The following is a 26,920-nucleotide window of genomic DNA, read 5'->3' on the forward strand; positions in this document are numbered from 1 at the left end:
GGTCTCTTACTGAGGGTTGACGATGGCGGCGTTGGTGCGCAACACCAGCAGGCCGCCAAGGGCGATAAACAGCGCCAGCACGTACAGGGCGAGGCTGGCGCTTTGGGTGGTGTCGCGCATCCAGCCGATCAGGTAGGGCGCAAGGAACGAGGCGATGCTGCCAAACGAGCTGATCATGGCGATCCCGGCCGCCTGGGTGCAGTTGGACAGGAAGGCCGGCGGCAGTTGCCAGAACATCGGCAGCGCGGCGCTGGCGCCCATGCCGGCGACGATCAGGCCGCCCATCACCACCAGCGAGTTGCCCGGTGCCAGGCCGGCCACGGCAATCCCGGCGGCGGCCATCAGCAGCGGCACGCACAAGTGCCAGCGGCGTTCGCGGTTGCGGTCCGAAGAGCGCCCGCAGCCGATCATGAAGAAGCAGCCGGCCAGATACGGCACGGCGCTCAGCAGGCCGACCTGGCTGTCGCGGCCGATGCCGGCGCCATGGATCAGGGTGGGCATCCAGAACGCCAGGGTGTTGACCGCCAGCATCACCGCAAAGTAAATCGCCACCAGCAGCCACACTTGCGGGTCGCGCAGGATGCCGCCGAAGGAGGTGATGGACTTGCGCTGTTCCTCGGTGCTCAGTTGCTCGCGCAATTGTTGCTTTTGCGCAGGTTCCAGCCACTTCACCGTTTCAAAACTGTCCGGCAGGTACTTGAGCACCACCAGGCCCAGCAGCACCACGGGGGCGCCTTCGATGAGGAACATCCACTGCCAGCCGCGCATGCCGCCAAAGTCGTGGAAGTTTTCCAGGATCGCCCCCGAGAGCGGCCCGCCAATCACCCCGGCCATGGGCACGGCGATGGCGAACAGGGCGGTGATCTGCGCGCGTCGGCGCGCCGGGTACCAGCGGTTGAGAAACACCAGGATCCCCGGGAAGAAACCCGCCTCGGCCACGCCCAGCAAAAAACGCAGGACATAGAAGCCGGTGGAACTTTCGATCCACAGCATGCTGGTGGACAGGATGCCCCACACCACCATCAGGCAGGCGATCCAGCGCCGTGGCCCGACGCGGTCCAGGGCGATATTGCTGGGCACGCCGAACAGCGCGTAGGCGATAAAGAACAGGCCGGCACCGAAGCCATACACCGTGTCGCTGAAGTGCAGGTCGCTGCTCATCTGCATCTTGGCGAACCCGATGTTGATCCGGTCCAGGTGGGCAAACAGGTAACAGATCAGCAGCAACGGCATCAGGCGCCAGGTGACGGTGCTGTGGGTGCGATCATGCTCGGCAAGGGTGACGCTGTGGGCGGTATTGGCTGTGCTCATGATGTTGTACTTTTTGTCTGAGAGGCCGTTGGGGGAGGCGGGGTCAACCCGCCTGGTTGCTTAAAAACGCGTGGACGTTGTTCTGTTTGAAATTCAACTGCGGGTGCAGCTCGACCATCTCGAAGGACAGGGCCAGCAGCCGTTGTGCCTGCAGGGTGGCGAAGTGCTCGGTGATCACCCTGAACAGGGTTTCAGCCACCGCCTGACGGGTAGGCAGGTCGCGACCGTGGCCGACCTTGAGGGTCATGTGGACGAAGGCGTAGTCGTGCTTGCCATCGGCCATGCGCCAGGTGTCCAGGCGCACCGCGCGGCTGCGGATGCCGCCGAGAGGGAACACGCCACTGTCTCCCAGCACCTGGTGGACCTTTGCAAACAGCCCCGGCAGGTCGGCCTGGTGTTCGAGGTTGTCGGTGTATTCGGCGATGAAATGCGGCATTTTGCTCTCCTTGTAGGAGCCGGCTTGCCGGCGATGGCGGCCGGACTGCAGGCGCGTGGGTGCCAGGCACACCGCGATCGCCGGCAAGCCGGCTCCTACCGTGTTAAATCGGGAAAATGGCGTTGATCTGGCCAGTGCCGGAGCTGCCGAACGGCTCGGTGATGATCTCTGCCGGGCGGTTGTACTCAGGCCCGCCGAGCAAACCCAGGAGCATCGCGGTGTCGTGCATCTTGCCCTCGCCAAAGCAGTGTTCGGCGTAGTCCGGGAGCATCGCGCAGAACTCCTTGAAGCGGCCTTCGCGCCACATCTGCACCACGTGCATGTCCACTTGCTTGTCGAACTCGCGGGTCCAGTTGTGGATGTTGGCTTCGGCTTCGCGGTCGTCGGAGAAGCGGTGCGACAGGGAGCCTGAGGCCAGCACCAGCACCTTGCGATCACTCTTCTCGATGGCCCGGCGCACGGCGGCACCGAAGGCGAAGCTGTCTTCCAGGCGATGCCAGGCGCACCAGGCGGCGATGGAGATCACCTTGAATTTCTGCTCCTGGGGCACGTCCATGTGCATATAGCGCATGGGCACCAGGGTGCCGTATTCCAGCTCCAGGCTCGGGATGTTGTGGGCCATGGTGCGCACCCCGGCCAGGTTGGCTTCGGCGGCAATCAGCTCGCCCAGCTGCGGGCAGCCGGGGTAGGCGTACTCCATGTTCTTGATGAAGTGCGGCAGTTCGTTGCTGGTGTAGGTGCCCTGGAATCGCTCGCCACTGTTGACGTGGTAACCGCTGTTGACCAGCCAGTGCACGTCGAATACCACGGCGGTGTCGGCCCCCAGTTCACGGGCGCGGCGCCCGATTTCCTTGTGCCCGGCAATCGCTGCGGCGCGGCAACCGTGGTGCTTGCCCGGCAGTTCCGACAGGTACATGGAAGGCACGTGGCAGATTTTCGCCGCCAGGACTACTTCACCCATGATCATTCTCCTGATTTCATTATTCTTGTTGGTGCGCTACGGACTGTGTAGGAGCGAGCTTGCTCGCGAAAAACCCAAGGTCAGCGCGTTAATCCTGAAAGCCAGCGTTATCGTTGACGAGCATCGCGGGCAAGCCCGCTTCCACAGTTACACGCCCCAGCGCGGGATGTGATGGCTGCCCATGGAGATGCACACGTTCTTGATTTCTGCGAACACTTCGAAGCTGTACTGGCCGCCTTCACGACCGGTCCCCGAGCCCTTTACCCCGCCGAACGGCTGACGCAGGTCGCGCACGTTCTGGCTGTTGATAAACACCATGCCGGCCTCGATGCCACGGGCCAGGCGATGAGCCTTGCCGATGTCCTGGGTCCAGATATAGGACGCCAGGCCATATTCGGTATCGTTGGCCAGTTGCAGGGCCTCGGCTTCGTCCTTGAAGGGAATCAGGCACACCACCGGGCCGAAAATTTCTTCCTGGGCGATGCGCATGTTGTTGTTGACGTCGGCGAACACGGTCGGCTGGATAAACTGCCCGCGTGCCAAGTGCGCCGGCAGGTTCGCCGGCCGCTCCAGGCCGCCTGCCACCAGGTTGGCGCCTTCTTCGAGGCCAATCTTGATGTAACCGGTGACTTTGTCATAGTGGGCTTGTGTGATCATCGAGCCCACCTGGGTGTTCGGGTCTTGCGGGTCACCGACAATCAGGCGTTTGGCGCGGGCGGCGAACTCGGCGACGAACTGCGGGTACACGCTCTGCTGGATGAACACCCGGCTGCCGGCGGTGCAGCGCTCGCCGTTCAGCGAGAAGATGGTGAACAGCGCGGCATCCAGGGCCCGTTCGAGGTCGGCGTCTTCAAAAATCAGCACCGGTGACTTGCCGCCCAGCTCCATGGAGTACTTTTTCAGGCCGGCGGTCTGCATGATTTTCTTGCCGGTGGCGGTGCCGCCGGTAAAGGAAATCGCCCGCACATCCGGGTGACGCACCAGGGCATCGCCGGCGGTGGCGCCGTAGCCCTGGATCACGTTGAGCACGCCCTTGGGAATCCCCGCTTCCAGGGCCAGGCGCCCCAGTTCGTTGGCAGTCAAAGGCGACAGCTCGGACATCTTCAGTACCGCCGTGTTGCCCAGGGCCAGGCACGGTGCGGTCTTCCAGGTGGCAGTCATGAACGGCACGTTCCACGGCGATACCAGCGCGCACACACCTACCGGTTGGTACAGGGTGTAGTTGAGCATCTGGTCGTCCACCGGGTAGCTGTGGCCGTCCATGCGCGTGCAGACTTCGGCGAAGAAATCGAAGTTGTGCGAAGCCCGTGGGATCAGCACGTTCTTGGTCTGGTGGATCGGCAGGCCGGTGTCCAGGGTTTCCAGTTCGGCCAGGTGTGGCACGTTCTGCTCGATCAGCTCACCGAGCTTGCGCATCAGGCGCGCGCGCTCCTTGGCCGGGGTGTTGGCCCACTTGGGGAAGGCTTCCTTGGCCGCAGCCACGGCCTGGGCGACTTCTTCGGCGCCACCGCTGGCCACTTCGCCAATCGCCTCGCCGGTGGCGGGGTTGTAGTTGATGAAGGTGTCTTTGCTTTCGACCTCACGGCCGTTGATCCAGTGTTTGATCATGGGGTTCAAGCCTCTTTCCGGGCGGCGAAAAAGTCCGCCTCGCTGACAATTCGGTTGACCAGGCGGCCGACGCCTTGCACTTCCACCACCACTTCATCCCCTGGCACCACGTCGGCCAGGCCTTCGGGGGTGCCGGTGGCGATCATGTCGCCGGGTTGCAGGGTCATGAAGCTGGACAGGTATTCGATCAGGTAGGGGATATCGAAAATCATGTCGCGGGTGCTGCCTTCCTGGCGCAACTCACCGTTGATCCAGGTGCGCAGGGTCAGGTTGCCTGGGTCCGGCACATCGGCCACGTCGACGATCCACGGGCCGACCGGGGTCGTGGCGTCGCGGTTTTTCACCCGCAGGTTGGGGCGGTAGTAGTTTTCCAGGTAGTCGCGGATCGCGTAGTCGTTGCACACGGTGTAGCCGGCCAGGTACTCCAGGGCGTCCTCGCGCTTGACGTTGCGCGCCGGCTTGCCGATCACCGCCACCAACTCGCACTCGTAGTGCATGTAGGCGATGTTGTCCGGGCGCCAGGTGATCTGGTTGTGCCCGGTGTAGGTGCCCGGCGACTTGATGAATGCCAGCGGCTCGGTCGGCGGGGCGAAGGCAAGTTCGGCGGCATGGTCGGCGTAGTTCAGGCCCAGGGCGAACATATTGCCGGTGGCCGGTGGCAGCCACTGCACCTGGTCTTCGGCCAGCAACCGACCATCGGCCAGGCGCACAGCATTGAAATCTTCGACGTGGACCTGATGGACCTGGCCTTCAAAACGGATACGCGCGTGCTTCATGGCTGTTCCTCGGCCTGGATGTGGTTGACCAGGCGGCCCAGGCCGCTGATCTGGACTTCGACGGTGTCGCCGGGCTGCACATCCACCCGGCCTTCGGGCGTGCCGGTGATCAGCACATCGCCTGCATGCAGGGTCATGAATTCGCTGATCTCGGCGATCAGCCGGGGAATGTCGCGGACAAAATTGGCCGTGGTGTTCTGCTGGCGCAACTCGCCGTTGACCAACAGCTTGAGGCTCAACTGATGGGGGTTGGCGATCTGTTCGCGGGCCACCAGTTCAGGGCCCAGGGCGCAGAACCCGTCGCGGCACTTGGCTTTGACGGCGGGGCGGTAGTAGCTGTCTTCCGGCAGGCTGAACTCATTGACGATGACATAGCCCGCCACATGCTCCAGGGCATTTTCCACGCTGACGCGGCTGGCGCTTTTGCCGATCACCACGCCCAGGGCCGGGCCCGGTTGCAGGCGCTCGCCGTGGGGCTGGTGCACGATGCCGTCATGGCTGTTGCGGGTGTTGGGGGTCTTGATAAACAGCACCGGCTTGACCGGGGGCTTCTGGTACGGCGGCTGCTCGAATTCGGCGAGACGCTGGTTCAGCAAGCCCTGGTAGTTCAGCGCGACGCCGAACAGGGTGCCGCTGGCAACATCATGCAGGGTACGGCTCATGGATTTCTCCTGGCGATGGCGACTGCTCTAAAGGCAGTTCGTTAATGTGTTAACGTTATAATTAATATGTTAACTACCGTCAAGCGTGGCAAAATCATCGGGTGCAAAAAACACTAAAGAGAAGCCTGTGAAACCGATCCCCAACATCAACATCGGCCAGGTCTACGACCAGCGCTACAGCGATGCCGACGTGCATTACGATCGGCTCGGCAACCTGGCGGGTTTTTTCGGGCGCAACATGCCCGTGCATCGGCATGACCGGTTCTTCCAGGTGCATTACGTCAAGAGCGGCGCCGTGCGGGTCTACCTCGACGATCAGCAGTACCTGGAATCGGGGCCGATGTTTTTCCTCACGCCGCCCACGGTGGCCCATGCCTTTGTCACTGAAGCCGACGCCGATGGCCACGTACTGACCGTGCGCCAGCAGTGGGTGCGGGCGCTGGTCGATGCCGACCCGAGCCTGGCGCCAGGCCCACAGATCCCACCCGCCTGCGTGGCGTTGGCCCGCCTGGCACCTGAGTTCGAGCCCGAGATCAAGCGGCTGGACTGGCTGTTCGACGAGTTGAGTGGCGAGATCAACAGCACCGGCGCGGGGCGGGCGGCGGCCCTGGAAAGCCTGACGCGGTTGATCATGATCAGCCTGCTGCGCCTGTGCGCCAACTCCCTGCAAGCACGCCCGGCGCGCCATGAAGACCTGCGCATCTTCCACCGCTTCAATGAGCTGATCGAAGACCACTATTTGCGGCATTGGCCGCTGTCGGCGTACGCCGAACAAATCGGCGTGACCGAGGCGCGGCTCAATGACGTATGCCGGCGCATTGCCGACCTGCCGTCCAAGCGCCTGGTGCTTGAACGGCTGATGCAGGAAGCCAAGCGCCTGCTGCTGTTTACCGGTGGTTCAGCCAATGAAATCTGCTATCAGCTGGGGTTCAAGGACCCGGCTTATTTCAGCCGGTTCTTCCAGCGCTATGCGCACATGACACCGGGGGAGTACCGCCTGCGCCAGGCAGGCCTGCGTTGATCACCACAGCGCCAGGCTGTAGCCGACGATGATGCGGCTTTCGTCGATATCGCTGGTCAGGCCGTTGCTCGAACGCAGGGTCGCGTTACGCAGCCTGACGTTGACGTTTTTCAGTGGCCCACTCTGCACGGTGTAGGTCAGGTCGGTATCGCGCTCCCATTCGCGGCCATTACGCACGCTGGCGGTCTGCACGTGGCTGCCATCCACATAGCGGGTCATGAAGGTCAGCCCCGGCAGGCCGAGGGCGGCGAAGTTGTAGTCGTAACGCGCCTGCCAGGCATCGGTCTGGGCCTTGGTGAAGACGTTGATGGTTACCAGGTTGACCGAATAGGGGTCCATGCCGGGGTAGGCGAAATCGCCGTCGCCCGAGAGGTTCTGATAGCCCAGGCCAAACTTGTGGGCCCCCGTCGACAGGCTCAGCATGCCGTTGAAGAACCGGTTGTCGATGCGCCCGCCGTCCACTCGCGATGCGCCACGCAAATCATGGCTGCCTTGCTCGCGGGTATCGAAGTAACGCAGGTCGCTGCGCAGGCTCATGCCGTTGCCCAGCGGCAGGTCGTGCACCAGGCCGATGAAGTGCTGGCGGTAGATGTCCTGCATCTGTGCGTAGTAGTAAGTCGTCGCCAACTGCGGGGTGATTGCATAGGTGCCGCCGGCCAGGTCCAGGTGGCTGCTGTCGACGCCGGCGTAGCTCATCTGGTCGTTGCTGGAAGAATCGCGCAGGTTTTGTTTTTCCAGGCGGCCCAGGTTCAGGGTCAGGCCGGCGATGTCCTGGGATGTGAGCAACTCGCCGGTATAGGTCGAGGGCAGGAGCCGGGTGTCGTTGTAGGCGGCCACCGGCAGCTGCGGCTGCAGGGTGCCGGCCTTGAGCACGGTTTTCGACACTCGCACCTTGGCCGTCAGGCCCAGTTCACTGTAGTTGTCGACGGGCTGCTGGCTGGCGCCATACGGCAGCAGGCCGGTACCACGACGGTCACGGCTGGAATCGAGCTTGACCCCCAGTTCACCCAGGGCATCCACGCCAAAGCCCACCCGGCCTTCGGTGTAGCCCGACTCCAGGCGCAGCACAAAGCCCTGGGCCCACTCATCGGCCTTGTTCTGCGGCGCGTTTGTCTGGCGAAAGTCACGGTTCATATAGAAGTTGCGCAGGTCGAGGCTGGCCTTGCTGTCCTGGATAAACTCGGCGTAGGCGCTCAGGGGGCTGAACGTAGCGCACAGGCCCGCGCTGGCCGCCAGGGGAAGGAGGCGCAAATGCATGACAGATTCCTTTTGTTGTTTTTGTAGGTATCGCCCTTCGGATCACTGAAGGGAGTGGCATATTGTTAACATGTTATATTTATTCTGGGTAGACAATTTGCATCGTCATAAAATAATTCGTGTCGAGATTAACGAGTTTGTGCGGCGGCCGGCTTGCATGCCCGTGGAGCCGACCCTAAGCTTCGACGCTTCGATCTCTTATGCGCGTGAGCCATGTCCACTCCCAGACCTTCCCTGACGCTGACCCTGCTGCAGGCCCGTGAAGCCGCCATGGCGTTTTTCCGCCCGTTGCTCAATGAACATCAATTGACCGAACAGCAGTGGCGGGTGATTCGGATCCTGCGCCAGCAAGGCGAACTGGAGAGCCATCAACTGGCGCACCTGGCCTGCATCCTCAAGCCGAGCATGACGGGCGTGCTGACGCGCCTGGAACGCGACGGCATCGTGCGCCGGCGCAAGTCCAGCGAAGACCAGCGCCGCGTGTTCGTGAACCTCACCGAGCAGGGGCAACAGTGCTTCGTCGAGATGAGCGCGGGGATGGAAAGCAACTACCAGAAGATCCAGGAACAGTTCGGCGAAGAGCAATTGCAGCAACTGCTCGAATTGCTCAACCAGTTGAAAAACATCAAGCCCTAAGCTGTTGCTGGCGATGGCGCCTCATACAGCGCCGCAGACAGGTTGAACACTCATGGAAAGACGGCAATTTAGCGGCGGGATGAAAGGCAAGAACCTGCGCTACCTGAACGAAACCCCGGGCCAGGCCCCACGCCTGGTTCGCGCGGGGTTTGTGCTGTTGGAACATTTTTCCCTGCCGGCCTTCACCCAGGCGCTGGACACTCTGATCACCGCCAACCTGCTGCGTCCTGGGCTGTTCACCTCGCGCACCTTCGGCCTGGACGAGCAGGAGGTGATCAGCGACCTGGGCCTGGTGATTCGCCCGGACGCGCGCCTTGAGCACAGCGCGCTGGCTGAGCTCGACCTGCTGGTGATCTGCGGTGGCTATCGGACCCAGCTCAAGGCCGGTGAAAGCTTTATCGAACTGCTCAAGGCCGCCGCGCAGCAGGGCGTGATCCTCGCCGGGCTATGGAACGGGGCGTGGTTCCTGGGCAAGGCCGGGGTGCTGGATGGCTATCGCTGTGCCATTCATCCGGAGCATCGCCCGGCCCTGACGGAAATCGCCAAGGCCACCGAAGTCAGCAGCGAGCCCTATGTGATCGATCGTGACCGTCTCAGCGCATCCAGCCCATCCGGTGCGTTCCATATGGCCCTGGACTGGATCAAGAGCCTGCACGACAAGGCGCTGGTGGAAGGTATCGAAGATATCCTGGCGTTCGAGGAGTCGCGTTACCGGCGGATCAAGCCCGCTGAAAATATCTGCGTCAGTGCGCCGCTGCGCGAGGTGGTGCGCCTGATGGATGCCAACCTCGAAGAACCCCTGGCCCTGGAGCAACTGGCGGTGTATGCCGGGCGTTCGCGGCGCCAGCTGGAGCGCCTGTTTCGCGAGCAGTTGGGCACCACACCGCAGCGCTATTACATGGAGTTGCGCATCACCGAGGCCCGGCGCCTGCTGCAGCACACCGAACTGTCCCAGGTCGATGTGCTGGTGGCCTGCGGGTTCGTGTCGCCCAGCCACTTCAGCAAATGCTACAGCGCCTACTTCGGCTACCGGCCTTCGAAGGAAACCCGGCTGGTGAAGTGACCCCCATTCCTACACAGAATGGGTCGCCGGTTTGCTCGCCGGCGCACGCTTGACGCAATGCGCCAGCGCCTGCTGGATATCGGCCAGCAGGTCTGCAATATCCTCCAGCCCTACCGACAAACGCACCAGCCCTTCGGCAATTCCGTGTTGGGCACGTTCCTCTGGGGTGTAGGTGGAATGGGTCATGCTCGCCGGGTGCTGGGCCAGGGATTCGGCGTCGCCCAGGCTGACCGCGCGGCTGAACAGCTTGAGCGCGTTCATGAAGCGCTTGCCGGTGGCGATGCCGCCCTTGAGTTCAAAGGCAATCATGCCACCCGAGAGTTTCATCTGCCGCGCCGCCAACTCGTATTGTGGGAAGGAGCGCAGGCCGGGGTAGGTTACCGACGCGACCGCCGGGTGCGCCTGCAAGGCTTCGGCCACGGCCTGGGCATTGCTGCAATGGCGATCCATGCGCAGGGCCAGGGTCTTGAGGCCGCGCATCAATAAAAAGGCGTCCTGGGGCGACAGGACGGCACCGGTCAGGTCCTTCAAGCCTTGCAGGCGGATGCGTTGTGCCAGGTCATGGCGGCTGACGGCGATCCCGGCGGTGATATCGCCATGCCCGCTGAGGTACTTGGTGGCTGAATGCACCACCACATCGGCGCCCATTTCCAGCGGGCGTTGCAGGTACGGGGTGCAGTAGGTGTTATCGATGACCACAGTAATGTTGGGTTGCTGGTGAGCGATCTTGGCCACGGCGGCAATGTCGATCAATTGCAGGTTGGGGTTGGCCGGGGTTTCGCAGTAGATCATGCGGGTCGCGGGGGAGAGTGCGGCGCGCAGGGCGTCGAGGTCCGACAGGTCGACATGGCGCACCTTGACGCCGAACTGGCCGATGCCATGGTGCAGCAGGGAGAAGGTGCAGCCGTACAAGGTCTGGCTGACGATCACCTCATCGCCGGGGCGCAGCAGGGTCCAGAAGGTCGCGGCAATCGCGCCCATGCCGGAACTGAATGCCACTGCTGCCTCGCCGCCCTCCAGGGTGGCCATGCGTGACTCCAGCAGCGCCAGGGTCGGGTTGGAAATGCGCGTGTAGAAGTGCCCGCTTTCTTCACCGGCAAAACACCCCGCGCCGTATTCGGCGGTCGGGAAGGCAAAGGTCGCCGACAGGTAGATCGGCGGCACCAGGGCCCCGTGATGGTCTTGCGCATCGTAGCCGTAGTGAATGGCGCGGGTAGAAAAGCCGAATGTATTGTGTTTATTGTGCATGTCGGACGCTCCTTATTTCCTACAATGCTATGCTCATAACCGAGGCCGAACGTTGCCTACTTTGCCGAGAAAAACCGCTGGCGAAGGATGAAGTCCCATAAAAATAACAATTTGAGGCAAGACATGCCCAGCAGCCTGGACCGTACCGACAAAGCCCTGTTAAACGCCCTGCAAGGCAACGCGCGCCTGACCGTTGCCGAACTGGCCGAGCGCGTTTCCCTGACCACCTCGCCGTGCTGGCGCCGGATCAAGAACCTGGAAGACAGCGGCGTGATCGGCGGCTACCAGGCGATTCTCTCGCCCAAGGCCCTGGGCTATGGGGTCACGGCGTTTGTCAGCATCATGATGGACACCCACTCCAAGGAAATCGCCCGGGCGTTTGAACAGCGGTTGCTGGACATCCCGGAAATCGTCGCCTGCCATAACGTGTCCGGGCGCTATGATTTTTTGCTGGAAGTGGTGGCCAAGGACCTGGAGTCCTTCGGCGAATTTGCCCGGGAGGTGTTGCAGACATTGCCGTGTGTGAAGGAAATCTATTCGAGCTTTTCCTACAAGTCGGTCAGGCCGTTGCGGGTGATTCCGTTGCCGGGGTGACGACGGTCTTTGTTTGAAACAACCAGCCTGCGCGTCGCTGTTTCCCATAACAAATGCAGACTTTTCGTGATACCGCAGCCAGCCAGGCTCCTTCAAGGTTCGGCCGGTAGAGCGCACGCAACGGTGCCTCTCGGATCTGAAACGACCCAGGAGCCAGAGCCATGTCGACCCCCGCAATGCAAGGCAGTCCACTGTTCCAGACGATTGATCAGTTTCGCCATCGCGATGATCGTGGCAATGGCATCCAGCACAATGGGCTGGCGTCCAAGACCACGGGGGATGCGGCCAAGTCGCTGTGGCGTTCCAGTTCGGGCTGGCCGGACACGAACGCTGATGGCACGCGCTTGGTTTCCTACGAGTTCCGCGCCCCGCCCGCCGACCCCAAGCAGGTTTGGCAGAACAAGACCGGGTTCAGCCATATCCTCGAGAACCAGAGGCAGCAGACCCGGCGCAGCCTTGAGTCGATTGCAGATGTGGCGAACGTGAAGTTCAGCGAAGGGCCCAGGACGGCAAAAAGCGAAGGGCATATCAGCATTGGCAACTATGGGCAAAAGGTCGACCGCAACGGCCGTTCCCAGAGCGGTAACCCCCATGCGGTGCTGCCGGGCAGTGGCCGTGGGGGGGAGGTGTGGTTTGTAAACACGCCAGAGGAGCACAGCGTTGCCAACGCAGCCCTTGGCGATGCCGGCCGGCACACGATTGTCCATGAACTGGGGCATGCGATGGGGTTACAGCATCCTGGGCGCTATGACGGCAGCTTCACGCGCAACCAACTCGACTCCCACGAAGATTCGCAAAGCCACACCGGCATGAGCTACAGGGGCGAGCGCACCGCCTACATGCGGCATGACGGCTTTCGTTCATCGGCGCCACAATTGGACGATATAACGGCTTACCAGTCCCGATATGGCGCCAATCTCAAGACGCGCAATGACGACACCACCTACGGTTTCAACTCCAATACCCAGCGTGACTTCCTGAGTATCCACAGCAAGAACGACAAGATGGTCGCTGCTATTTGGGATGGCGGCGGGACCGACACGCTGGACTTTTCGGGTTATGAGCAGGACCAGAAAATCAGCCTCAAGGCGGGGACGTTTTCCGATGTGGGTGGCCTTAAAGGCAACGTTTGCATTGCTTATGGCGTCACGATCGAGCATGCCACGGGTGGCAAAGGCAACGATTGGCTGGTGGGCAACGCAGCGAATAACCAGTTGCGCGGTGGTGACGGGAACGATGTGCTCTACGGCGCTGAAGGTGCCGACACGCTGTGGGGCGGCAAGGGCAACGACACCTTCGTCTATGGAAAAATCAACGAGTCCAATGCTGCGGCACCGGACCGGGTCCAGGACTTTGTCAGTGGCCAGGACAAAGTCGATGTGTCAGGGATCACCGCGCAGTTGGGCGGCAGACCGTTGCAGTTTGTCAGCAGGTTTTCTGGGGCGAGCGGCGAAGCCATCGTCAGTTATGACCGCCAGTCGAACATGAGCACGTTGCAGATTGCTGGAAAGCCTACCGAGCCGCCCTTCATGCTGCAGGTGCAGGGAGAGTTGCGGCGCAGCGATATTGTGAGCTGACCGCTAGAGGTGGCCAAGGGCGGCGGCCCAGTCCTGGCTGTTCAAGACGCCCAGTACCTTGAGTTTGCCGTTGGTGCCGACCCGGACAAACAGCGAGCTGCCGTATTCGGCACCGTCGGCGTGGGGGTAGCCCAGCACCCGCTCCAGGTCGCCGATGCATTCGCTATGGGTGACCAGCAACAGGTTGCGCCCGGCAATCTTGCGTGCCGGCAGGTCATGCGCGAGGGCGGTGCCACACAAGGTCAAGCGGTCGGGTAACACGTGGACGTCGCCGAACATGAACTGCGAAGTTTGCACGGTACGCGTGGTGGGGCTGCTCAACACATCGCTGTGGGACATGCCCAGGGTATGGAATGCGCTACCCACCGCCACTGCCGAGACACTGCCGGGGCGGGTCAAGCCATCGACAGGGCCCTGGCACGGATTGCTGGAGCGGTCGCAGCGTTCTTCATGGCGCACCAGCACGATCAGGTTGCCACTGCGCCAGGCTGCCAGGGCCCCGGAAGTGACCAGGCGATTGTCGACGCCCAGGTTCTGCGGCGTGGTGGGCCAGAGCATGGCGCCCATCACTACAAGGCTCAGGGCGATCAGCGCACCGAAACGCAGCCCTGACTGCTTGAGGGTTTTCGCCCGGCGTTCATCCGGGCAATTCATTTCAACCACGCTCTTCACCCTGGCACCTGAGGTACAGCTGTTTGTGTTGCCGGGCAATGTAGGGGCAGGGGCGTGGTCGGCCAGTGAAATCGATGTGAAAAAATTGCCTTGGCGGTGACGGTCTTTCGCACATTCATCTTAAAAAATACTGTACATATATACAGTCATATCCTACAGTCCATCCCAGGTGAACGGATTTCACCGCGCACCGACGCCACAATTTTTTAACTATGGATGGATAAAAAATGAAATCGAAAAAAGCCTTTATGCTGGGCGCGGCCATGGCGGCCTCCTGCTTCGTTTCGGCCTTTGCCCTGGCCGAGCAGTACCCTTCGCAAGCCCCCGCCAAACTGTCCGCCCAGGCGGTCAAGCAAGCGGTGGACCAGGCGCTCAAAGTGGGGGGCAAGGTTGAGTCCTCGAAGCTTTCGGCCGAACTTACGCAAAAACTCAAGGCGGCCAAGGCGGGCAAGGCCAAGGCGCTGGCAAGCAAGGCCGCAGCCAGCAGCGCGCCGGTGGACACGCGGGTTGATGAGCTGAAAAAACCTGGCGAGAAGCAGTTGCAAGGTGCAGCGATTGCCGCTTTCACTCCCTTGTTCCCAACCCTGGATATCAACACCCTGTACACCGTCAGCGGTGTGGAAACCGGGGCGCAAGTGGCCTACCACTTCAACCTCGCGCAAAGCGCGCGCATCCAGGTTCAGCTGCTGAACCAGAGCGCCGGTACCGATATGTCGTTGAGCCTGTTCCATGACGACGGCCAGGGTAACCTGACGCTGGCGGGCACCTCTGATAACGCCGGCAGCGCCGATGAATACCTCAACGGCGTGATGCCTGCCGGCGATTACTACTGGTACATGGTGGCCAACACCGCGAGCAATTCGCAGTTCAGTTTTGGCGTGGCGGTGGACAGCAACATCGACGCCTTCGAGCCCAACGACACCGCGCAAACCGCGTTCGCCTTGCCAGACGCGCTGAACCAGGTGGCCGGCAACCTCGACAGCGTCAACGATGTCGATTACTTCGACTTCACCGCGCTGCGCGGCCAGGGCGTGGGCATGTTCCTTGGCGATGACGGCGCGGGCACCCGCAACCAGTGGATTTTCGAGCGCTTCGATGGCAATAACTGGGTGGTGATCCAGCCAAACAACACCTCCACGTACCCCAACCTCACGCCTGGCTACACCGTCAAGGTGCGGGTGCGGGCCAACCCGGCAGTGGCGCTCAACCCGCAGGCGAGATACATCTTGTCCTTTGGCTCGGCACCACGACTGAACCAGAACAATGTGAATGGCGACAACGTGGTGCGCATTCCCAGTTCGATCATGCAACTGGCCACCCAGGCCTCCCGTAGCCTGAGCTGGAGCACCCAATGGTCGGACAGCACCGGTGAGCCGCTGCGCGGCGTGACCCCGGTACTGCGGGTCGACAAACGCTTCGATAACACCATCAACTACCACTGGGTCGACTACGAGGCCAAGACCGGTATCACCGGCGCAGGCTCCGGCAACGTCGACCTGGGCACCTGCTCCGGCGATCTGAATGTGGTCTACCCGGACAGCTCGTCCGGCCAGACGTACAACTGGCGGACCTGGTTCAACATGGGCGGCTGGCGCATCGAGCTCAAGGAGTTCCCGGGTGTTGGTGTAGGCGGCAATATCACGCAGTACGTAAGCCTGGGGCATATCTGCAGCCAGACCATCGTGCGCTAACCAGAAAGCGGCTTGCCGGCGCCCGCCGGCAAGCCAGCTTCTACAGGGCCAGTTTCAGCGGCAAGCGGGCCATGCTGGTGTTCTTCAGCGAGCCCAGGTACAGCCATTCACCGTGTTCGCGGGCGCTGGTAATGGGTGAGTAGTTGCCCGCGCTACCATCCTGCAGGTTGGCGACCACCTGGCCATGCACATCCAACCCCAGCACAAAGGCTTTGCGCTCGATGGGCTTGGGCACCACCATCAGCGCCCGCACCATCATCTTGCGTATCGCGGGGTAACCGGCCAAGCCATCGAGCAGGGGGTTACGCGGCGAATACAGCGCCACCCAGAACCGATCCCGGCCGTTGAAGGTGAGGTTGTCCGGCAGCCCCGGCAGGTTGTCGATAAACAGACCGTGGGTGCCAGCCTTGTCGCCCTTGAGCCAAAAGCGGCTGATGCGATAGGCCCCGGTTTCATTGACCAGCACATAGCTTTCATCCGGCCCCAGCGCCACGCCGTTGGCAAATTGCAGGTGGTCCAGCAGCACCTCGGTCTGGCCGTTGCTGAAGTCATAACGCAACAACCGGCCATCGCCCCCGTGCTCGATCACCGCTTCACCATCCTGGCCATAGCCCCAGCGGCTCGACGCGTCGCTGAAGTAGGCGTAGCGCCCGGCAGCATCCACCGTTACATCATCGGTAAAGCCGAAGGGCAGGCCATTGGCACTGGTGCTCAGGGTGCTCAGTTGGCGCTGGCCGTCCAATGCCAGCAGGCCCTTGACCCCATCGGCAATGATCAGGCGCCCGTCCGGATGCTGCGCCAGGCCCAGCGGGCGGCCGCCGGTGTTGACCAGCACGTCCAGGGTGTTGCTGTCTGGCGCGGTGCGGATGATTCGCCCGTCATGCAGGCCGGTAACCAGTAAACCCTGGGCATCCACCAGCAACGCCTCGGGCCCGGCGATGCCCTGGGCGCCAACCCGCTGGACATCCTTCAGGCGCTGGTTTTCGCTGTAGGGCCCATCCCGCATGGATGGCGCCTTGGGCGCAGCCCAATTGACTGGCTGCACCTCGGTGGGCATCAGCAGCAAAAAGGCGGCGACAAGGATCAACACCAGCAACAGCAGATGACGGATTGTTTGGCTCATGGTGCTTCCCGCGGGTCTTTGGAGGAGGGTGTGGCGGGCTCCCAGTGCAACGTGCCGAACAGATAGTCCATCAGCGGCAGCACGATGTTGAAGTTGCGCCCTTGCATCAACTCACGGCGGTGATGCAGTGCGTGCAACTGGTGCATGTGCCGGATCCACGGCAAGCGGGCCAGGGGATGCGCGGCAGGCAGGTGCTCGCAGGCGTGGAAGGTTTCGTAGAGCAGGTAACCGAGGATCATGCACCCGGCGAACAACCCGGCGACGTTGGGGTTGAACTGCTTGAGCAGCCACCAGGCGGGGAGGGTGATGGCCAGGCTGTGGAGGACGATCAACCAGGCCGGAAACAGGATCACCCGCCAATCCCTGGGGCTGTCATAGGTCATATGGCCGGGGGTGAAAAAGCTGTGGTGGTCGCCGGTATGGCGCGCATAGAACAGCTTGGCGAGGCCGTGTTTATGATGGCCGAGGTGACGGTGGACGAGGTAGATGCACAGATTGAAAAACACCAGTGTCAGGGGAATGGTCAGCCATTCCCAGGCCTGGATGTGCTGGGTGCTGCCCCAGGCCAGGAGGATGCAGGACAAACCGTAGATCAGCACAAAACCGGCATGCAGCCACGGGTTGTAGCGCGGGTGGACCGCGGCACGGTAGCGGTGGCGAAAGGCCTCGGTGGGATGGGTCATGGCGCAGCCTGTTGTATTTTTTATTGGTGAGTGAGCTTAGCCCGGCCTGCCGATTTTGCGAACTGAGCTTGCCCCTGCAGGGGTCGGCTTGCCGGCGATGGCGCCAGCCAGAACACCCGCAGCGTCAACTAATACCCCGTCATCGTGAAAGACCATCGCCGGCAAGCCGGCTCCTACAGGGAAAGCGCAAGGGGCTTGCGCCAGCCTCATTTCCTTGTTAGCTTCTGGCAAAATGTTAACGATAACATTTGCTCTAAAAATAAAAACAAAACAGAGACCCATGCCATGAAAATGCTTCGCAAAACCCTGTGTTTGTTGGCTTTAAGCATCTCCACCGTCGCCCTGGCCGACACCAAACCTGCCCCCATGCGCATCGGCGCATCCTTCCAGGAAATCAACAACCCGTACTTCGTCACCATGAAAGACGCCCTGCAAGAAGCGGCGGCGACCATCGGTGCGCAATTGATCATCACCGATGCCCGCCACGATGTGTCTAAGCAGGTCAGTGACGTCGAGGACATGCTGCAAAAGGGCATCGACATCCTGCTGATCAACCCCACGGATTCGGTTGGCGTGCAGTCCGCCGTCAAGTCGGCCCACGCAGCAGGTGTCGTGGTGGTGGCGGTGGATGCCCAGGCCGATGGCCCGCTGGATTCCTTCGTCGGCTCAAAGAACTTCGACGCCGGTTTCCAGGCCTGTGAATACCTGGCCAAGAACATCGGTGACAAAGGCAATATCGCGATCCTCGACGGCATTGCCGTGGTGCCGATCCTGGAGCGGGTCCGCGGCTGCAAGGAGGCCGTGGCCAAGCATCCGGATATCAAGATCGTCAGCATCCAGAACGGCAAGCAAGAGCGTGACCAGGCGCTGACCGTCACCGAAAACATGCTCCAGGCCCAGCCCACCCTCAAGGGGATTTTCAGCGTCAATGACAACGGCTCCCTCGGCGCACTGTCGGCCATCGAGGCCAGCGGCATGGACGTCAAGCTGGTCAGCGTCGATGGTGCGCCGGAAGCGATCAAGGCCATCCTCAAGCCGGGCAGCAAGTTCATCGCCACCTCGGCGCAGTACCCGCGCGACCAGATCCGCCTGGCCCTGGGCATTGCCCTGGCCAAGAAGTGGGGCTCCCATGTGCCGGCCAGTATCCCGGTGGATATCGCCCTGATCGACCAGGCCAAGGCCAAGGACTTCAGCTGGTAAACCGTCCACGCCCCGCGTCAATCGTGGGGCGCGGGGCTCCCTTCTGAACGAGAGGTCGGCGGCATGAGCAGTCTTTTGCAACTGGAAAACATCTGTAAACGCTACCCCGGGGTGCAGGCCCTCAAGTCCATCAACCTGCAAGTGGAGCGTGGCGAAATTCATGCCTTGCTCGGGGAAAATGGCGCGGGTAAATCGACCCTGATGAAAATCCTCGGCGGGGTCGAGCACCAGGACGAAGGGCGCATCCTGATCGATGGCCAGGCGCAGCAGTTCGCGACCTATCGTGATGCGATTGCCGCCGGCATCGGCATTGTGTTCCAGGAGTTCAGCCTGATTCCCTACCTCACGGCGGTAGAAAACATCTTCCTCGGCCATGAACTGAACAACCGCTTCGGCCTGCTGCGCAAGCGCGATATGCAGCAAGCCGCCCAGGCATTGTTCCAACGGCTTGGGGTGAGCATCGACCTGCAATGCCCGGTCAAGCACCTGAGCGTGGCCGAGCAGCAGTTTGTCGAGATCGCCAAGGCCCTGGCCCTGGATGCGCGGCTGCTGGTGCTCGATGAACCCACCGCGACCCTCACGCCAAGCGAGGCCGAACTGCTGTTCGAGATCATGCGCGAACTCAAGCGCCAGGGTGTGGCGGTGATTTTCATCTCCCATCACCTGGAAGAAATTTTCCAGGTGTGCGACCGCATCAGCGTGTTGCGCGACGGCGGCAATGCCGGCGTCACCGACGTGGCCGACAGCGACATCGACCGCCTGGTGGAAATGATGGTCGGCCGGCGCCTGGAGTGCAGTTTCCCAGCCAAACCCAGCACCGAGCGCGGGCCGTTGCTGCTGGAGGTCAAGGACATCCAGCTCAAGCGCAATGGCCCGCACAATAGCTTCCAACTGCACCAGGGCGAGATCCTCGGTTTTGCCGGGCTGGTCGGCTCGGGCCGCACCGAGCTGGCCCTGGGCATGATGGGCGCGCTGGCGTCGGTGACCAAGGACGTCTGGCTGCGCGGGGTAAAGGTCAGCCTCGACGACCCGGCCCAGGCCCTGGCCCATGGGATCGGCCTGTTGCCGGAAAGCCGCAAGAGCGAGGGCCTGATCACCGATTTCAGCATTCGTGAAAACATCTCCATCAACAACCTGCACAAGTACCAGGGCGCCAGCGGCCTGATCGACAAGGGCAAGGAGTGCGCCAGTGTCGATGAGCTGATGCAGCAGCTGTCGATCAAGGCGCCGAGCGGCGAAAGCCGGGTATTCAACCTCAGTGGCGGCAACCAGCAAAAAGTGGTGATCGCGCGCTGGATCAACCATCACTGCGACGTGCTGGTGTTCGACGAACCCACCCGTGGCATCGACGTCGGCGCCAAGGCGCAGATCTACGCGCTGATGCGCAAACTCACCGAGCAAGGCTACGCAATCATCATGATTTCCTCCGAACTGCCGGAAATCATCGGCATGTGCGACCGCGTCGCCGTGTTCCACAAGGGCGCCATCGTCAAGGTACTGGAAGCGTCTGCCGTCAACCCACAAGAGGTCATGCGCCATGCAACAGGGGGCTCAAGTGAATACGTCCATTAACCGCGCAGGCACCCAGGGGCTACGCCCGAACCTGGCGCGGCTGGTGCGCTCGCCGGCGTTTTATCCGTTTATCGGGCTGTTGCTGGTCACGGCGGTGATGATCGTGGCCAGCGACAACTTCCTCACCGCCAGCAACCTGTCCAACATCGCCCGCCAGGTGTCGATCAACGCGATCATCGCGGTGGGCATGACCTGCGTGATCCTCACCGGTGGCATCGACTTGTCGGTGGGGCCGGTGATGGCCTTGTCCGGCACCTTGACCGCCGGGCTGATGGTCGCGGGCCTGCCGCCGGGCCTGGCGATTGGCGCCGGGCTGCTGATTGGCGTGGCGTTTGGTATCGGCAACGGGTTGTTCGTGGCGTACCTGCATATGCCGCCGATCATCGTCACCCTGGCGACCATGGGCATCGCCCGGGGTTTTGGCCTGATGTACACCGATGGCTACCCGATTTCCGGGCTGCCGGAGTGGTTCGGCTTCTTTGGTCGCGCCAGCCTGCTGGGGATCCAGGTGCCGATCCTGATCATGCTGGTCACCTACCTCGTGGCCTATGTGCTGCTGCAACACACGCGCATCGGTCGCTACATCTACGCCATTGGCGGCAACGAAGAAGCGGTGCGCCTGTCCGGGGTGCGCGCGGCGCGTTTCAAATTGCTGGTGTATGGCATCAGCGGCTTGACCGCAGCGATTGCCGGGCTGGTGCTGACCTCACGCCTGATGAGCGGCCAGCCCAACGCCGGCATCGGTTTTGAGCTGGATGCGATTGCCGCGGTGGTCCTGGGCGGTGCCTCGATTGCCGGTGGGCGCGGGGTGATTGTCGGCACCTTGCTTGGCGCCATGCTCCTGGGCGTGTTGAACAATGGCCTGAACATGCTCGGGGTCTCGCCCTATGTGCAGAGCGTGATCAAGGGCGCAATTATTTTGCTGGCGATCTTTATCAGCCGTCAGCGCCACAAGTAAAAAAACGCAGTACCTCAACGCGGCCGCCGTGGCCGCGACGGGCTCTCTCATCTTCAATAAAGGTCAGTACCTCATGGAAAAGCACAGCCAAATGCAAGCCGTCGTCTGCCACGGCCCCAAAGACTACCGCCTGGAGCGCATCAGCAAACCCCAGGCGCGGCCCAATGAACTGGTGATCCGCATTGCCGCCTGCGGGATCTGCGCCAGTGACTGCAAATGCCACTCGGGCGCGGCGATGTTCTGGGGCGGCGACAACCCGTGGGTCAAGGCGCCGGTGGTGCCGGGGCATGAGTTTTTCGGCTATGTGGAGCAAGTGGGCGAGGGCGCCGAGGAACACTTCGAGGTCAAGGTCGGCGACAAGGTGATCGCCGAGCAGATCGTGCCCTGTGGCAAGTGCCGCTTCTGCAAGTCCGGCAAGTACTGGATGTGCGAGGTGCACAACATCTTCGGCTTCCAGCGCGAAGTGGCCGAAGGCGGCATGGCCCAGTACATGCGCATCCCCAAGACCGCCATCGTGCACAAGATTCCCGAGGCGGTGTCCCTGGAGGATTCGGCGTTGATCGAGCCCATGGCCTGCGCGATCCATACGGTCAACCGTGGCGACCTGCAACTCGATGACGTGGTGGTGATTGCCGGCGCCGGTACCCTGGGCCTGTGCATGGTGCAGGTGGCCGCGCTGAAGACCCCGAAAAAACTGGTGGTGATCGACATGGTCGACGAACGCCTGGCGTTGGCGAAAAAATACGGCGCCGATGTAGTGATCAACCCCGCCCGGGACGACGCCCGCGCGATCATCAATGGCCTGACCGACAACTACGGCTGCGACGTGTATATCGAGACCACCGGCGTGCCGGCCGGCGTGACCCAGGGCCTGGAGTTGATCCGCAAGCTGGGGCGTTTTGTCGAGTTCAGCGTGTTCGGCGCCGAGACCAGTGCCGACTGGTCAATCATTGGCGACCGCAAGGAACTGGACGTACGCGGCGCGCACCTGGGGCCGTATTGCTACCCGGTAGCCATCGACCTGTTCGAGCGTGGCCTGGTGACGTCCAAGGGCATCGTCACCCATGACTTCCCCCTGGATAACTGGGCCGAAGCGTTCGACCTGGCCAACTCGGTGAAGTCGATCAAGGTGCTGCTCAAGCCGGGGCAATGAGTATGAAATACGTGATTGGCGTGGACATTGGCACCCAGAGCACCAAGGCGCTGTTAGTGGATGGCGAGGGGCGGATCATCGCCCAGCACAGCCAGGGCTATCGCGTGGACACGCCAAAAGTGCGCTGGGCCGAGCAATGGCCACAGGTCTGGCTGGACGCGGTTCAGGCCTGTGTGGCCGAGTGCATGGGCAAGTCCGGGGTCGCCAAAGAACAGGTCAAGGCGCTGTGCATCAGCAGCCTGTACGGCGGCTCGGGGATAGCCGTGGATGGCGCCATGAAACCGTTGCACCCCTGCCTGATCTGGATGGACCGCCGCGCCGGCGAACAGGTGGCCTGGGTGCGCGAGCAGGTCGACCTGGAGCGCCTGTTCGCGGTCACCGGCAATTCGCTGGACAGCTACTACGGTTTCACCAAAATGCTCTGGCTCAAGCAGCACCAGCCCGAGGTCTGGGCCAACACCCGCTACCTGTTGCCGCCCAACAGCTACATCAATTACTGCCTGACCGGTGAGGTGGCGGTGGATCACAGCAGCGCCGGCAATATCGGCGGGGTCTACGACGTGGCGGCGCGCGGCTGGTCGGCCGAGATGCTGGCGGCGCTGGATATCCCGTTGGCGATGATGCCCGAGCGCTTGCTGTATTCGGGCGAAGTGGTGGGCGGCCTGCTGCCGGAATGGGCACAACGCCTGGGCCTAGCGGCGGGCATGCCGGTGCTGGCCGGGGGCGTCGATGCGGCCATGGCGACCCTGGCGGCCGGTGTCACCCAGCCGGGCAACCACGTGGCGATGATCGGCACCAGCATGTGCTGGGGCTACCTCAACCAGCAGGTGGATGCCCGGCATGGCCTGGTGAGCATGCCCCATGTCTACAACGGCCAGCAGGACCTGTACATCTTTGGCGGCGCGATTACCGCCGGGGCCTCGGTGAGCTGGTTTCGCGAGCAGTTCTGCCAGGCCGAGGAGCAACAGGCCCGGGACACCGGCCAGGACAGCCTGTGGCTGCTGGAACAGAGCGCGCGCCAGATCCCGGCGGGCAGTGAAGGGCTGTTGTTTTTGCCGTACCTGATGGGTGAGCGCAGCCCGGTGTGGGATGACCAGGCCAGCGGCAGTTTTGTTGGCCTGAACCTGTATCACAGCCGCATCCACCTGTACCGCGCGGTGCTCGAAGGCGTGAGTTTTGCCCTGCGGCACAACATCGAGGCGGGCATGCGCGGCGCCCATTCACTGGACCCTCGGCTGATCGTGGTGGGTGGCGCGAGCCATTCGGATTTGTGGATGCAGATTATCGCGGATGTCACCCGTTACCCGGTGTACACCATCGTCCAGGAAGTGGAGGCGGCGCTGGGCGCGGCGTTGTTGGCGGCGCATGCGGTGGGGTTGGTGGACGAGGGGCAGATGGCGCAGGGGTGGGTGCAGTTGGAGCTGCGGGCTGAGCCTGGGGCTGAGAATGTACAGGCGTATGACCGGGCGTTTGCCGACTACCTGAAGCTGTATCCGGCACTCAAGCCGGTGATGCACAGCCTGCAAACGAGTTAAGTGAACACGGACCAAAATGTGAGAGCTGGCTTGCCTGCGATAGCGGTGTATCGGTCACCAATGTGTTGGCGCACACGCCGCCATCGCCGGCAAGCCAGCTCCCACATGGGCTCTCTATTGCTTTGGGATATTCATTGATGACCACCACCTTCGATTTCACCCACCAACGCATCCTCGTCACCGGCGCCACCAGCGGCATTGGCCGGGAAATCGCCCTGCAACTGATCGCCAGCGGCGCCCAGGTCTGCGCCATCGGCCGTGACGCCCAGGCCCTGTCCCTATTGGGCTGTGAAACCCTGTGCCTGGACATCGCCAACAGCACCGCCCTGGACCTGGCCCTCAAGGACCTGCCGCCGATGCACGGCCTTGTCAATTGCGCCGGGATCTCGCGCCTGGAGCCGGCAGCAGCGATCAGCAGCGCCGCTTTCGACCAGGTGATGAACGTCAACGCCCGCGCCGCCGCGCAAGTCGCCAGCCGGGTGGCGGCGGCGATGATTGCGGCAGGTATCGCCGGCAGTATCGTCAACGTCTCCAGCCAGGCCTCGCTGGTGGCGCTGGACGATCATCTGGGTTATTGCGCGTCCAAGGCCGCCCTGGATGCGATCACCCGTGTGCAATGTGCCGAATGGGGACGTTTCGGGATCCGGGTCAACAGCGTCAACCCGACCGTGACCCTCACGCCCATGGCGCAACAGGCCTGGGCCGACCCGGCCAAGCGCGACCCGGCCCTGGCGGCGATTCCCCTGGGGCGCTTTGCCCAACCCCGGGAAGTGGCGTTGCCGGTGCTGTTTTTGTTGAGTGACGCGGCGAGCATGATCAGTGGGGTCAGCCTGCCGATCGATGGCGGCTACACCAGCCGCTAGCCGTTCTCCAACTTGCCGGCGATCACCACCTTGTCCCGGGGTTTGTACGGGTCTTGCAGGCGGTCGAGCAACAGGCGCACCGCACTGCTGCCGGCCAGCGACGCATCGTGGGCCACGCAGGCAATCGGCACGCCGAAGATATCGGCAAACGGCAGGCGGTCGATGCCGCAGATGGTCAGGCTGTCGTGGGGGATATTGTGCATGCGCAAGGCGCGCAGGGCGCCCAGGGTGATCAACTGGTTGAAGCCCATGATCGCATCCGGCGCGCAGTGGGCGGCCAGGTAGTCGAGGGTGTGCAGGTAGGAGGGCATCAAGGTGTAGTCGCCGGCGCACACTTGGACCTGCACCTGGGGATGCTCGGCGAGCACTTCGCGCAGGCCCTTGAGGCGCTCTACGGTGATGCGCGAATGCTCGGGCCCGGTCAGCACCAGCAGGCGCTTGAGCGCGGGGTTGTGGCGCAACAGGTACTGCGCGGCCTCGATCCCGCTGTGGTAGTTGTCCAGCACCACGCGGCTGAACGGGCTGTCGTGGATCGTGCGGTCGAGCAGCACCACCGGGGTCTTGCCGTTGCCCAGGCGCTCCAGGTAATCGGGCTGGTAGTCGGGCTCGTCGGAGACCGGCGAGAGGATGATCCCCGCCACGCGATAACCGAGCAGGGTGTCCACGGCCTTGCTTTCCAATTCCTCCAGCTCGTCGGTGTCCACCAGCATGATGGTGTAGCCGTGCTTTTTCGCCTCGCGGGAAATCGCCTTGATCATTTCGCTGTAGAACGGGTTGTCCACTGACGCGGTGATCACGCCGATGATCAGGCTTTCGCTGCGCTTGAGCCCGCGAGCAAAGGCGTTGGGCACGTAGTCCAGCTCGCGCGCCACCTCAAGGATCCGCGCCAGGGTGGCGGGCTTGACCAGATCGGGTTTGCTCAACGCCCGCGACACCGTGATGGTGGTCATGTTGACCCGTTTGGCGATGTCGCTGATGGTGACGGATTTTTTCTTGTTCATCGGCAGGTGGGACCAGGAGAAAACATCAGGAGGCTAACATGGGCACCGGTTCAAAGCACCGGATCCCAACGCTGTGACCAATCGCTCTCGGCCTTGACCACCCCGCGCAGCAGCACCAGGGCCTGTTGCAGGATCGCCGAATCACGCTCGCGCGAGTACACAAGGTAAGTCGGGAAACTGAACTCCGGGGCCTTGGGCACGCGTTCCATCACCCCGCTTTCAAGGTAACTCTGCACCACCCGCGTGCGGAAATAACCGCTGCCGCCATTTTCCAGGATGTACTGCAAGGCCAGCGGCCCGAGGTTGAAACTCACGGCGGCGCGGGCCTTGTCCGGCAGGGCGGCGTCGTGTTGCTGGCGAAAGCCCGGGCCCCAGTCGATATACACATAGGGATCGGGACGGCTGGCCAGGCGCACCAGGATCAGTTTTTCCTCCAGCACCTGCTCCACCTGCAACCCCGGCCAGTACTGCGGCTGGAACACCAGCGCGGCGTCCAGCACGCCCAACTCCAGCTGGCGCAACAGGTATTCACCGTCACGCACTTCGGTGCGCAGCGCATGGCTGGGGATGTGTTCGCGCAGGGCCTTGGCCCAACCGAGCATCAACGGGTTGCACAGGCTGACTTCGCCGCCGATATGCAACACATTGCGATAACCCTCGGGCAACGGCAGGTCACGGCGCGCCGCTTCCCAGGTTTGCACCAGTTGATTGGCATACACCACAAACGCCTCGCCATCGGCCGTCAACCGCGCCCCGGCGCGGTTGCGCACAAACAGGGTGCTGTCGAGCTGGCTTTCGAGCTTTTGCACGCGAGCGGTGATGGCGGTCTGGGTGACGTGCAGCTTCTCGGCGGCTGCGGCCAGGCTGCCGCAGCGGGTGATTTCGAGGAAAGTGCGTGCCAGTTCGATGTCCATGTCGGCTCCGGAGGGGGTGGAGGGGCATTGTAGTGTGACAATCGCAGATCAGTCTGTGAAATGCGCTTCAATGTGGGAGCTGGCTTGGCTGCGATCGGCATGAGTCTCTACGCCGCTCGCACTTTTGGGTGTGTGTACATATCCGTTGCTGCGGTCATGGCCACTTAGGGTTCCGCCCTTACGGCGGCTCACTTTGGAAAAGCCCCAAAGTAAGCAGAGGGCTCTTGCCCCACCACTCGGCACCTCGCCTAGGCTCGGTGTGCCCGTCATCCGACATTGATTTGGGGGGCCGCCGCGATGGGCCATCCATGGCCCAGCGCGGCTAACCCGGCGTCCTGCCGGGTTACCCCCCAAATCAATATCGGATGACGGCCAGCGTGGTTTAACGGGGCGCTTAAGATCAAA

25 protein-coding genes are annotated in these 26,920 nt (G+C 62.4%); 12 read left to right on the top strand and 13 right to left on the bottom strand.

Features of this window, described 5'->3' with window-relative positions; all coding sequences use genetic code 11:
• Window positions 1-6 precede the first annotated feature (6 nt).
• The 6 genes from ACO77H_RS10250 to ACO77H_RS10275 all read right to left on the bottom strand — a co-directional run bounded on the left by ACO77H_RS10250 (window position 7) and on the right by ACO77H_RS10275 (window position 5,754).
• Window positions 7-1,311 carry an MFS transporter gene (locus ACO77H_RS10250; RefSeq protein WP_432755398.1) on the bottom strand — a complete coding sequence of 435 codons (1,305 nt, stop codon included), beginning with the start codon at window positions 1,309-1,311 and terminating at the stop codon, window positions 7-9.
• Window positions 1,312-1,354: 43 nt separating this feature from the next.
• On the bottom strand, window positions 1,355-1,747 hold the full coding sequence (locus ACO77H_RS10255; protein WP_170043547.1) for a 5-carboxymethyl-2-hydroxymuconate isomerase: 393 nt from the start codon (window positions 1,745-1,747) through the stop codon (window positions 1,355-1,357).
• A gap of 103 nt (window positions 1,748-1,850) precedes the next feature.
• Window positions 1,851-2,708, bottom strand: coding sequence for a 3,4-dihydroxyphenylacetate 2,3-dioxygenase (gene hpaD / locus ACO77H_RS10260; protein ID WP_169956882.1), 858 nt, complete (start codon window positions 2,706-2,708; stop codon window positions 1,851-1,853).
• A 147-nt stretch (window positions 2,709-2,855) separates the two neighbouring features.
• The gene (gene hpaE, locus ACO77H_RS10265) at window positions 2,856-4,316 is read right to left on the bottom strand and encodes a 5-carboxymethyl-2-hydroxymuconate semialdehyde dehydrogenase (RefSeq protein WP_169956881.1); all 1,461 of its coding nucleotides are present in this window, start codon (window positions 4,314-4,316) and stop codon (window positions 2,856-2,858) included.
• A 5-nt stretch (window positions 4,317-4,321) separates the two neighbouring features.
• Window positions 4,322-5,092, bottom strand: coding sequence for a fumarylacetoacetate hydrolase family protein (locus tag ACO77H_RS10270; RefSeq protein WP_432755399.1), 771 nt, complete (start codon window positions 5,090-5,092; stop codon window positions 4,322-4,324).
• Entirely contained in the window at window positions 5,089-5,754 is a 666-nt protein-coding gene (locus tag ACO77H_RS10275) for a fumarylacetoacetate hydrolase family protein (RefSeq protein WP_169956878.1), read from the bottom strand. The genes ACO77H_RS10270 and ACO77H_RS10275 overlap by 4 nt, the downstream gene beginning before the upstream one ends.
• Before the next feature lie 127 nt (window positions 5,755-5,881).
• On the opposite strand from ACO77H_RS10275, the gene hpaA reads away from it, so the two are divergent.
• A complete protein-coding gene (gene hpaA / locus ACO77H_RS10280) occupies window positions 5,882-6,775 on the top strand; it encodes a 4-hydroxyphenylacetate catabolism regulatory protein HpaA (RefSeq protein WP_169956876.1) in 894 nt (297 codons plus the stop codon).
• Here hpaA and ACO77H_RS10285 read toward each other — a convergent pair whose 3' ends face one another.
• Entirely contained in the window at window positions 6,776-8,032 is a 1,257-nt protein-coding gene (locus tag ACO77H_RS10285) for an OprD family porin (protein ID WP_170043517.1), read from the bottom strand.
• Between the two features lie 213 nt (window positions 8,033-8,245).
• Between ACO77H_RS10285 and hpaR the strand changes: the two genes are divergently transcribed.
• Together hpaR and ACO77H_RS10295 are read left to right on the top strand one after the other, a co-directional pair.
• Entirely contained in the window at window positions 8,246-8,668 is a 423-nt protein-coding gene (gene hpaR / locus ACO77H_RS10290; RefSeq protein ID WP_169956874.1) for a homoprotocatechuate degradation operon regulator HpaR, read from the top strand.
• A gap of 52 nt (window positions 8,669-8,720) precedes the next feature.
• Window positions 8,721-9,731, top strand: a complete 1,011-nt coding sequence (locus ACO77H_RS10295; protein WP_432755400.1) for a GlxA family transcriptional regulator — start codon at window positions 8,721-8,723, stop codon at window positions 9,729-9,731.
• A 9-nt stretch (window positions 9,732-9,740) separates the two neighbouring features.
• Here ACO77H_RS10295 and ACO77H_RS10300 read toward each other — a convergent pair whose 3' ends face one another.
• Entirely contained in the window at window positions 9,741-10,979 is a 1,239-nt protein-coding gene (locus ACO77H_RS10300) for a methionine gamma-lyase (protein WP_170057859.1), read from the bottom strand.
• A gap of 123 nt (window positions 10,980-11,102) precedes the next feature.
• On the opposite strand from ACO77H_RS10300, the gene ACO77H_RS10305 reads away from it, so the two are divergent.
• Window positions 11,103-11,573, top strand: a complete 471-nt coding sequence (locus tag ACO77H_RS10305) for an Lrp/AsnC family transcriptional regulator (protein ID WP_169956871.1) — start codon at window positions 11,103-11,105, stop codon at window positions 11,571-11,573.
• A 161-nt stretch (window positions 11,574-11,734) separates the two neighbouring features.
• Window positions 11,735-13,150 carry a M10 family metallopeptidase C-terminal domain-containing protein gene (locus tag ACO77H_RS10310; RefSeq protein WP_432755401.1) on the top strand — a complete coding sequence of 472 codons (1,416 nt, stop codon included), beginning with the start codon at window positions 11,735-11,737 and terminating at the stop codon, window positions 13,148-13,150.
• Between the two features lie 3 nt (window positions 13,151-13,153).
• On the opposite strand, the gene ACO77H_RS10315 is transcribed toward ACO77H_RS10310, so the two are convergent.
• Complete coding sequence (locus tag ACO77H_RS10315; RefSeq protein ID WP_432755746.1) at window positions 13,154-13,804, bottom strand: histidine phosphatase family protein; 651 nt, start codon at window positions 13,802-13,804, stop codon at window positions 13,154-13,156.
• 245 nt (window positions 13,805-14,049) lie between these two features.
• Here ACO77H_RS10315 and ACO77H_RS10320 point away from each other — a divergent pair, with 245 nt between their 5' ends.
• Entirely contained in the window at window positions 14,050-15,513 is a 1,464-nt protein-coding gene (locus tag ACO77H_RS10320; protein WP_432755402.1) for a hypothetical protein, read from the top strand.
• A 40-nt stretch (window positions 15,514-15,553) separates the two neighbouring features.
• Here ACO77H_RS10320 and ACO77H_RS10325 read toward each other — a convergent pair whose 3' ends face one another.
• Both ACO77H_RS10325 and ACO77H_RS10330 read right to left on the bottom strand, forming a co-directional pair.
• Window positions 15,554-16,636: an SMP-30/gluconolactonase/LRE family protein gene (locus ACO77H_RS10325; RefSeq protein ID WP_432755403.1), complete on the bottom strand. Its 1,083-nt coding sequence runs from the start codon at window positions 16,634-16,636 to the stop codon at window positions 15,554-15,556.
• Window positions 16,633-17,319: a sterol desaturase family protein gene (locus tag ACO77H_RS10330; RefSeq protein WP_169956867.1), complete on the bottom strand. Its 687-nt coding sequence runs from the start codon at window positions 17,317-17,319 to the stop codon at window positions 16,633-16,635. The genes ACO77H_RS10325 and ACO77H_RS10330 overlap by 4 nt, the downstream gene beginning before the upstream one ends.
• A 285-nt stretch (window positions 17,320-17,604) precedes the next feature.
• On the opposite strand from ACO77H_RS10330, the gene ACO77H_RS10335 reads away from it, so the two are divergent.
• From ACO77H_RS10335 to ACO77H_RS10360, 6 genes are all read left to right on the top strand, one after another.
• Complete coding sequence (locus ACO77H_RS10335; RefSeq protein ID WP_169956866.1) at window positions 17,605-18,519, top strand: substrate-binding domain-containing protein; 915 nt, start codon at window positions 17,605-17,607, stop codon at window positions 18,517-18,519.
• A 63-nt stretch (window positions 18,520-18,582) separates the two neighbouring features.
• Complete coding sequence (locus tag ACO77H_RS10340) at window positions 18,583-20,091, top strand: sugar ABC transporter ATP-binding protein (RefSeq protein ID WP_169956865.1); 1,509 nt, start codon at window positions 18,583-18,585, stop codon at window positions 20,089-20,091.
• Window positions 20,057-21,049 (top strand): ABC transporter permease, encoded by a 993-nt coding sequence (locus ACO77H_RS10345; protein WP_169956864.1) that lies wholly within the window; start codon window positions 20,057-20,059, stop codon window positions 21,047-21,049. The genes ACO77H_RS10340 and ACO77H_RS10345 overlap by 35 nt, the downstream gene beginning before the upstream one ends.
• 73 nt (window positions 21,050-21,122) lie before the next feature.
• Window positions 21,123-22,202, top strand: coding sequence for an alcohol dehydrogenase catalytic domain-containing protein (locus ACO77H_RS10350; RefSeq protein ID WP_170057867.1), 1,080 nt, complete (start codon window positions 21,123-21,125; stop codon window positions 22,200-22,202).
• Between the two features lie 2 nt (window positions 22,203-22,204).
• Window positions 22,205-23,737 (top strand): FGGY-family carbohydrate kinase, encoded by a 1,533-nt coding sequence (locus ACO77H_RS10355; RefSeq protein WP_169956884.1) that lies wholly within the window; start codon window positions 22,205-22,207, stop codon window positions 23,735-23,737.
• Window positions 23,738-23,874: 137 nt separating this feature from the next.
• A complete protein-coding gene (locus ACO77H_RS10360; protein ID WP_170057868.1) occupies window positions 23,875-24,600 on the top strand; it encodes an SDR family oxidoreductase in 726 nt (241 codons plus the stop codon).
• Here ACO77H_RS10360 and ACO77H_RS10365 read toward each other — a convergent pair.
• A complete protein-coding gene (locus ACO77H_RS10365; RefSeq protein ID WP_169956861.1) occupies window positions 24,597-25,601 on the bottom strand; it encodes a LacI family DNA-binding transcriptional regulator in 1,005 nt (334 codons plus the stop codon). The two genes, ACO77H_RS10360 and ACO77H_RS10365, sit on opposite strands and share 4 nt — an antisense overlap.
• 50 nt (window positions 25,602-25,651) lie before the next feature.
• Complete coding sequence (locus tag ACO77H_RS10370; RefSeq protein WP_169956860.1) at window positions 25,652-26,515, bottom strand: LysR family transcriptional regulator; 864 nt, start codon at window positions 26,513-26,515, stop codon at window positions 25,652-25,654.
• Between the last annotated feature and the right edge of the window lie 405 nt (window positions 26,516-26,920).

Origin of the sequence: Pseudomonas sp. WMBT8 (genome assembly GCF_050916005.1) — a bacterium.
In the GTDB taxonomy this organism is placed as follows: Bacteria; Pseudomonadota; Gammaproteobacteria; order Pseudomonadales; family Pseudomonadaceae; genus Aquipseudomonas.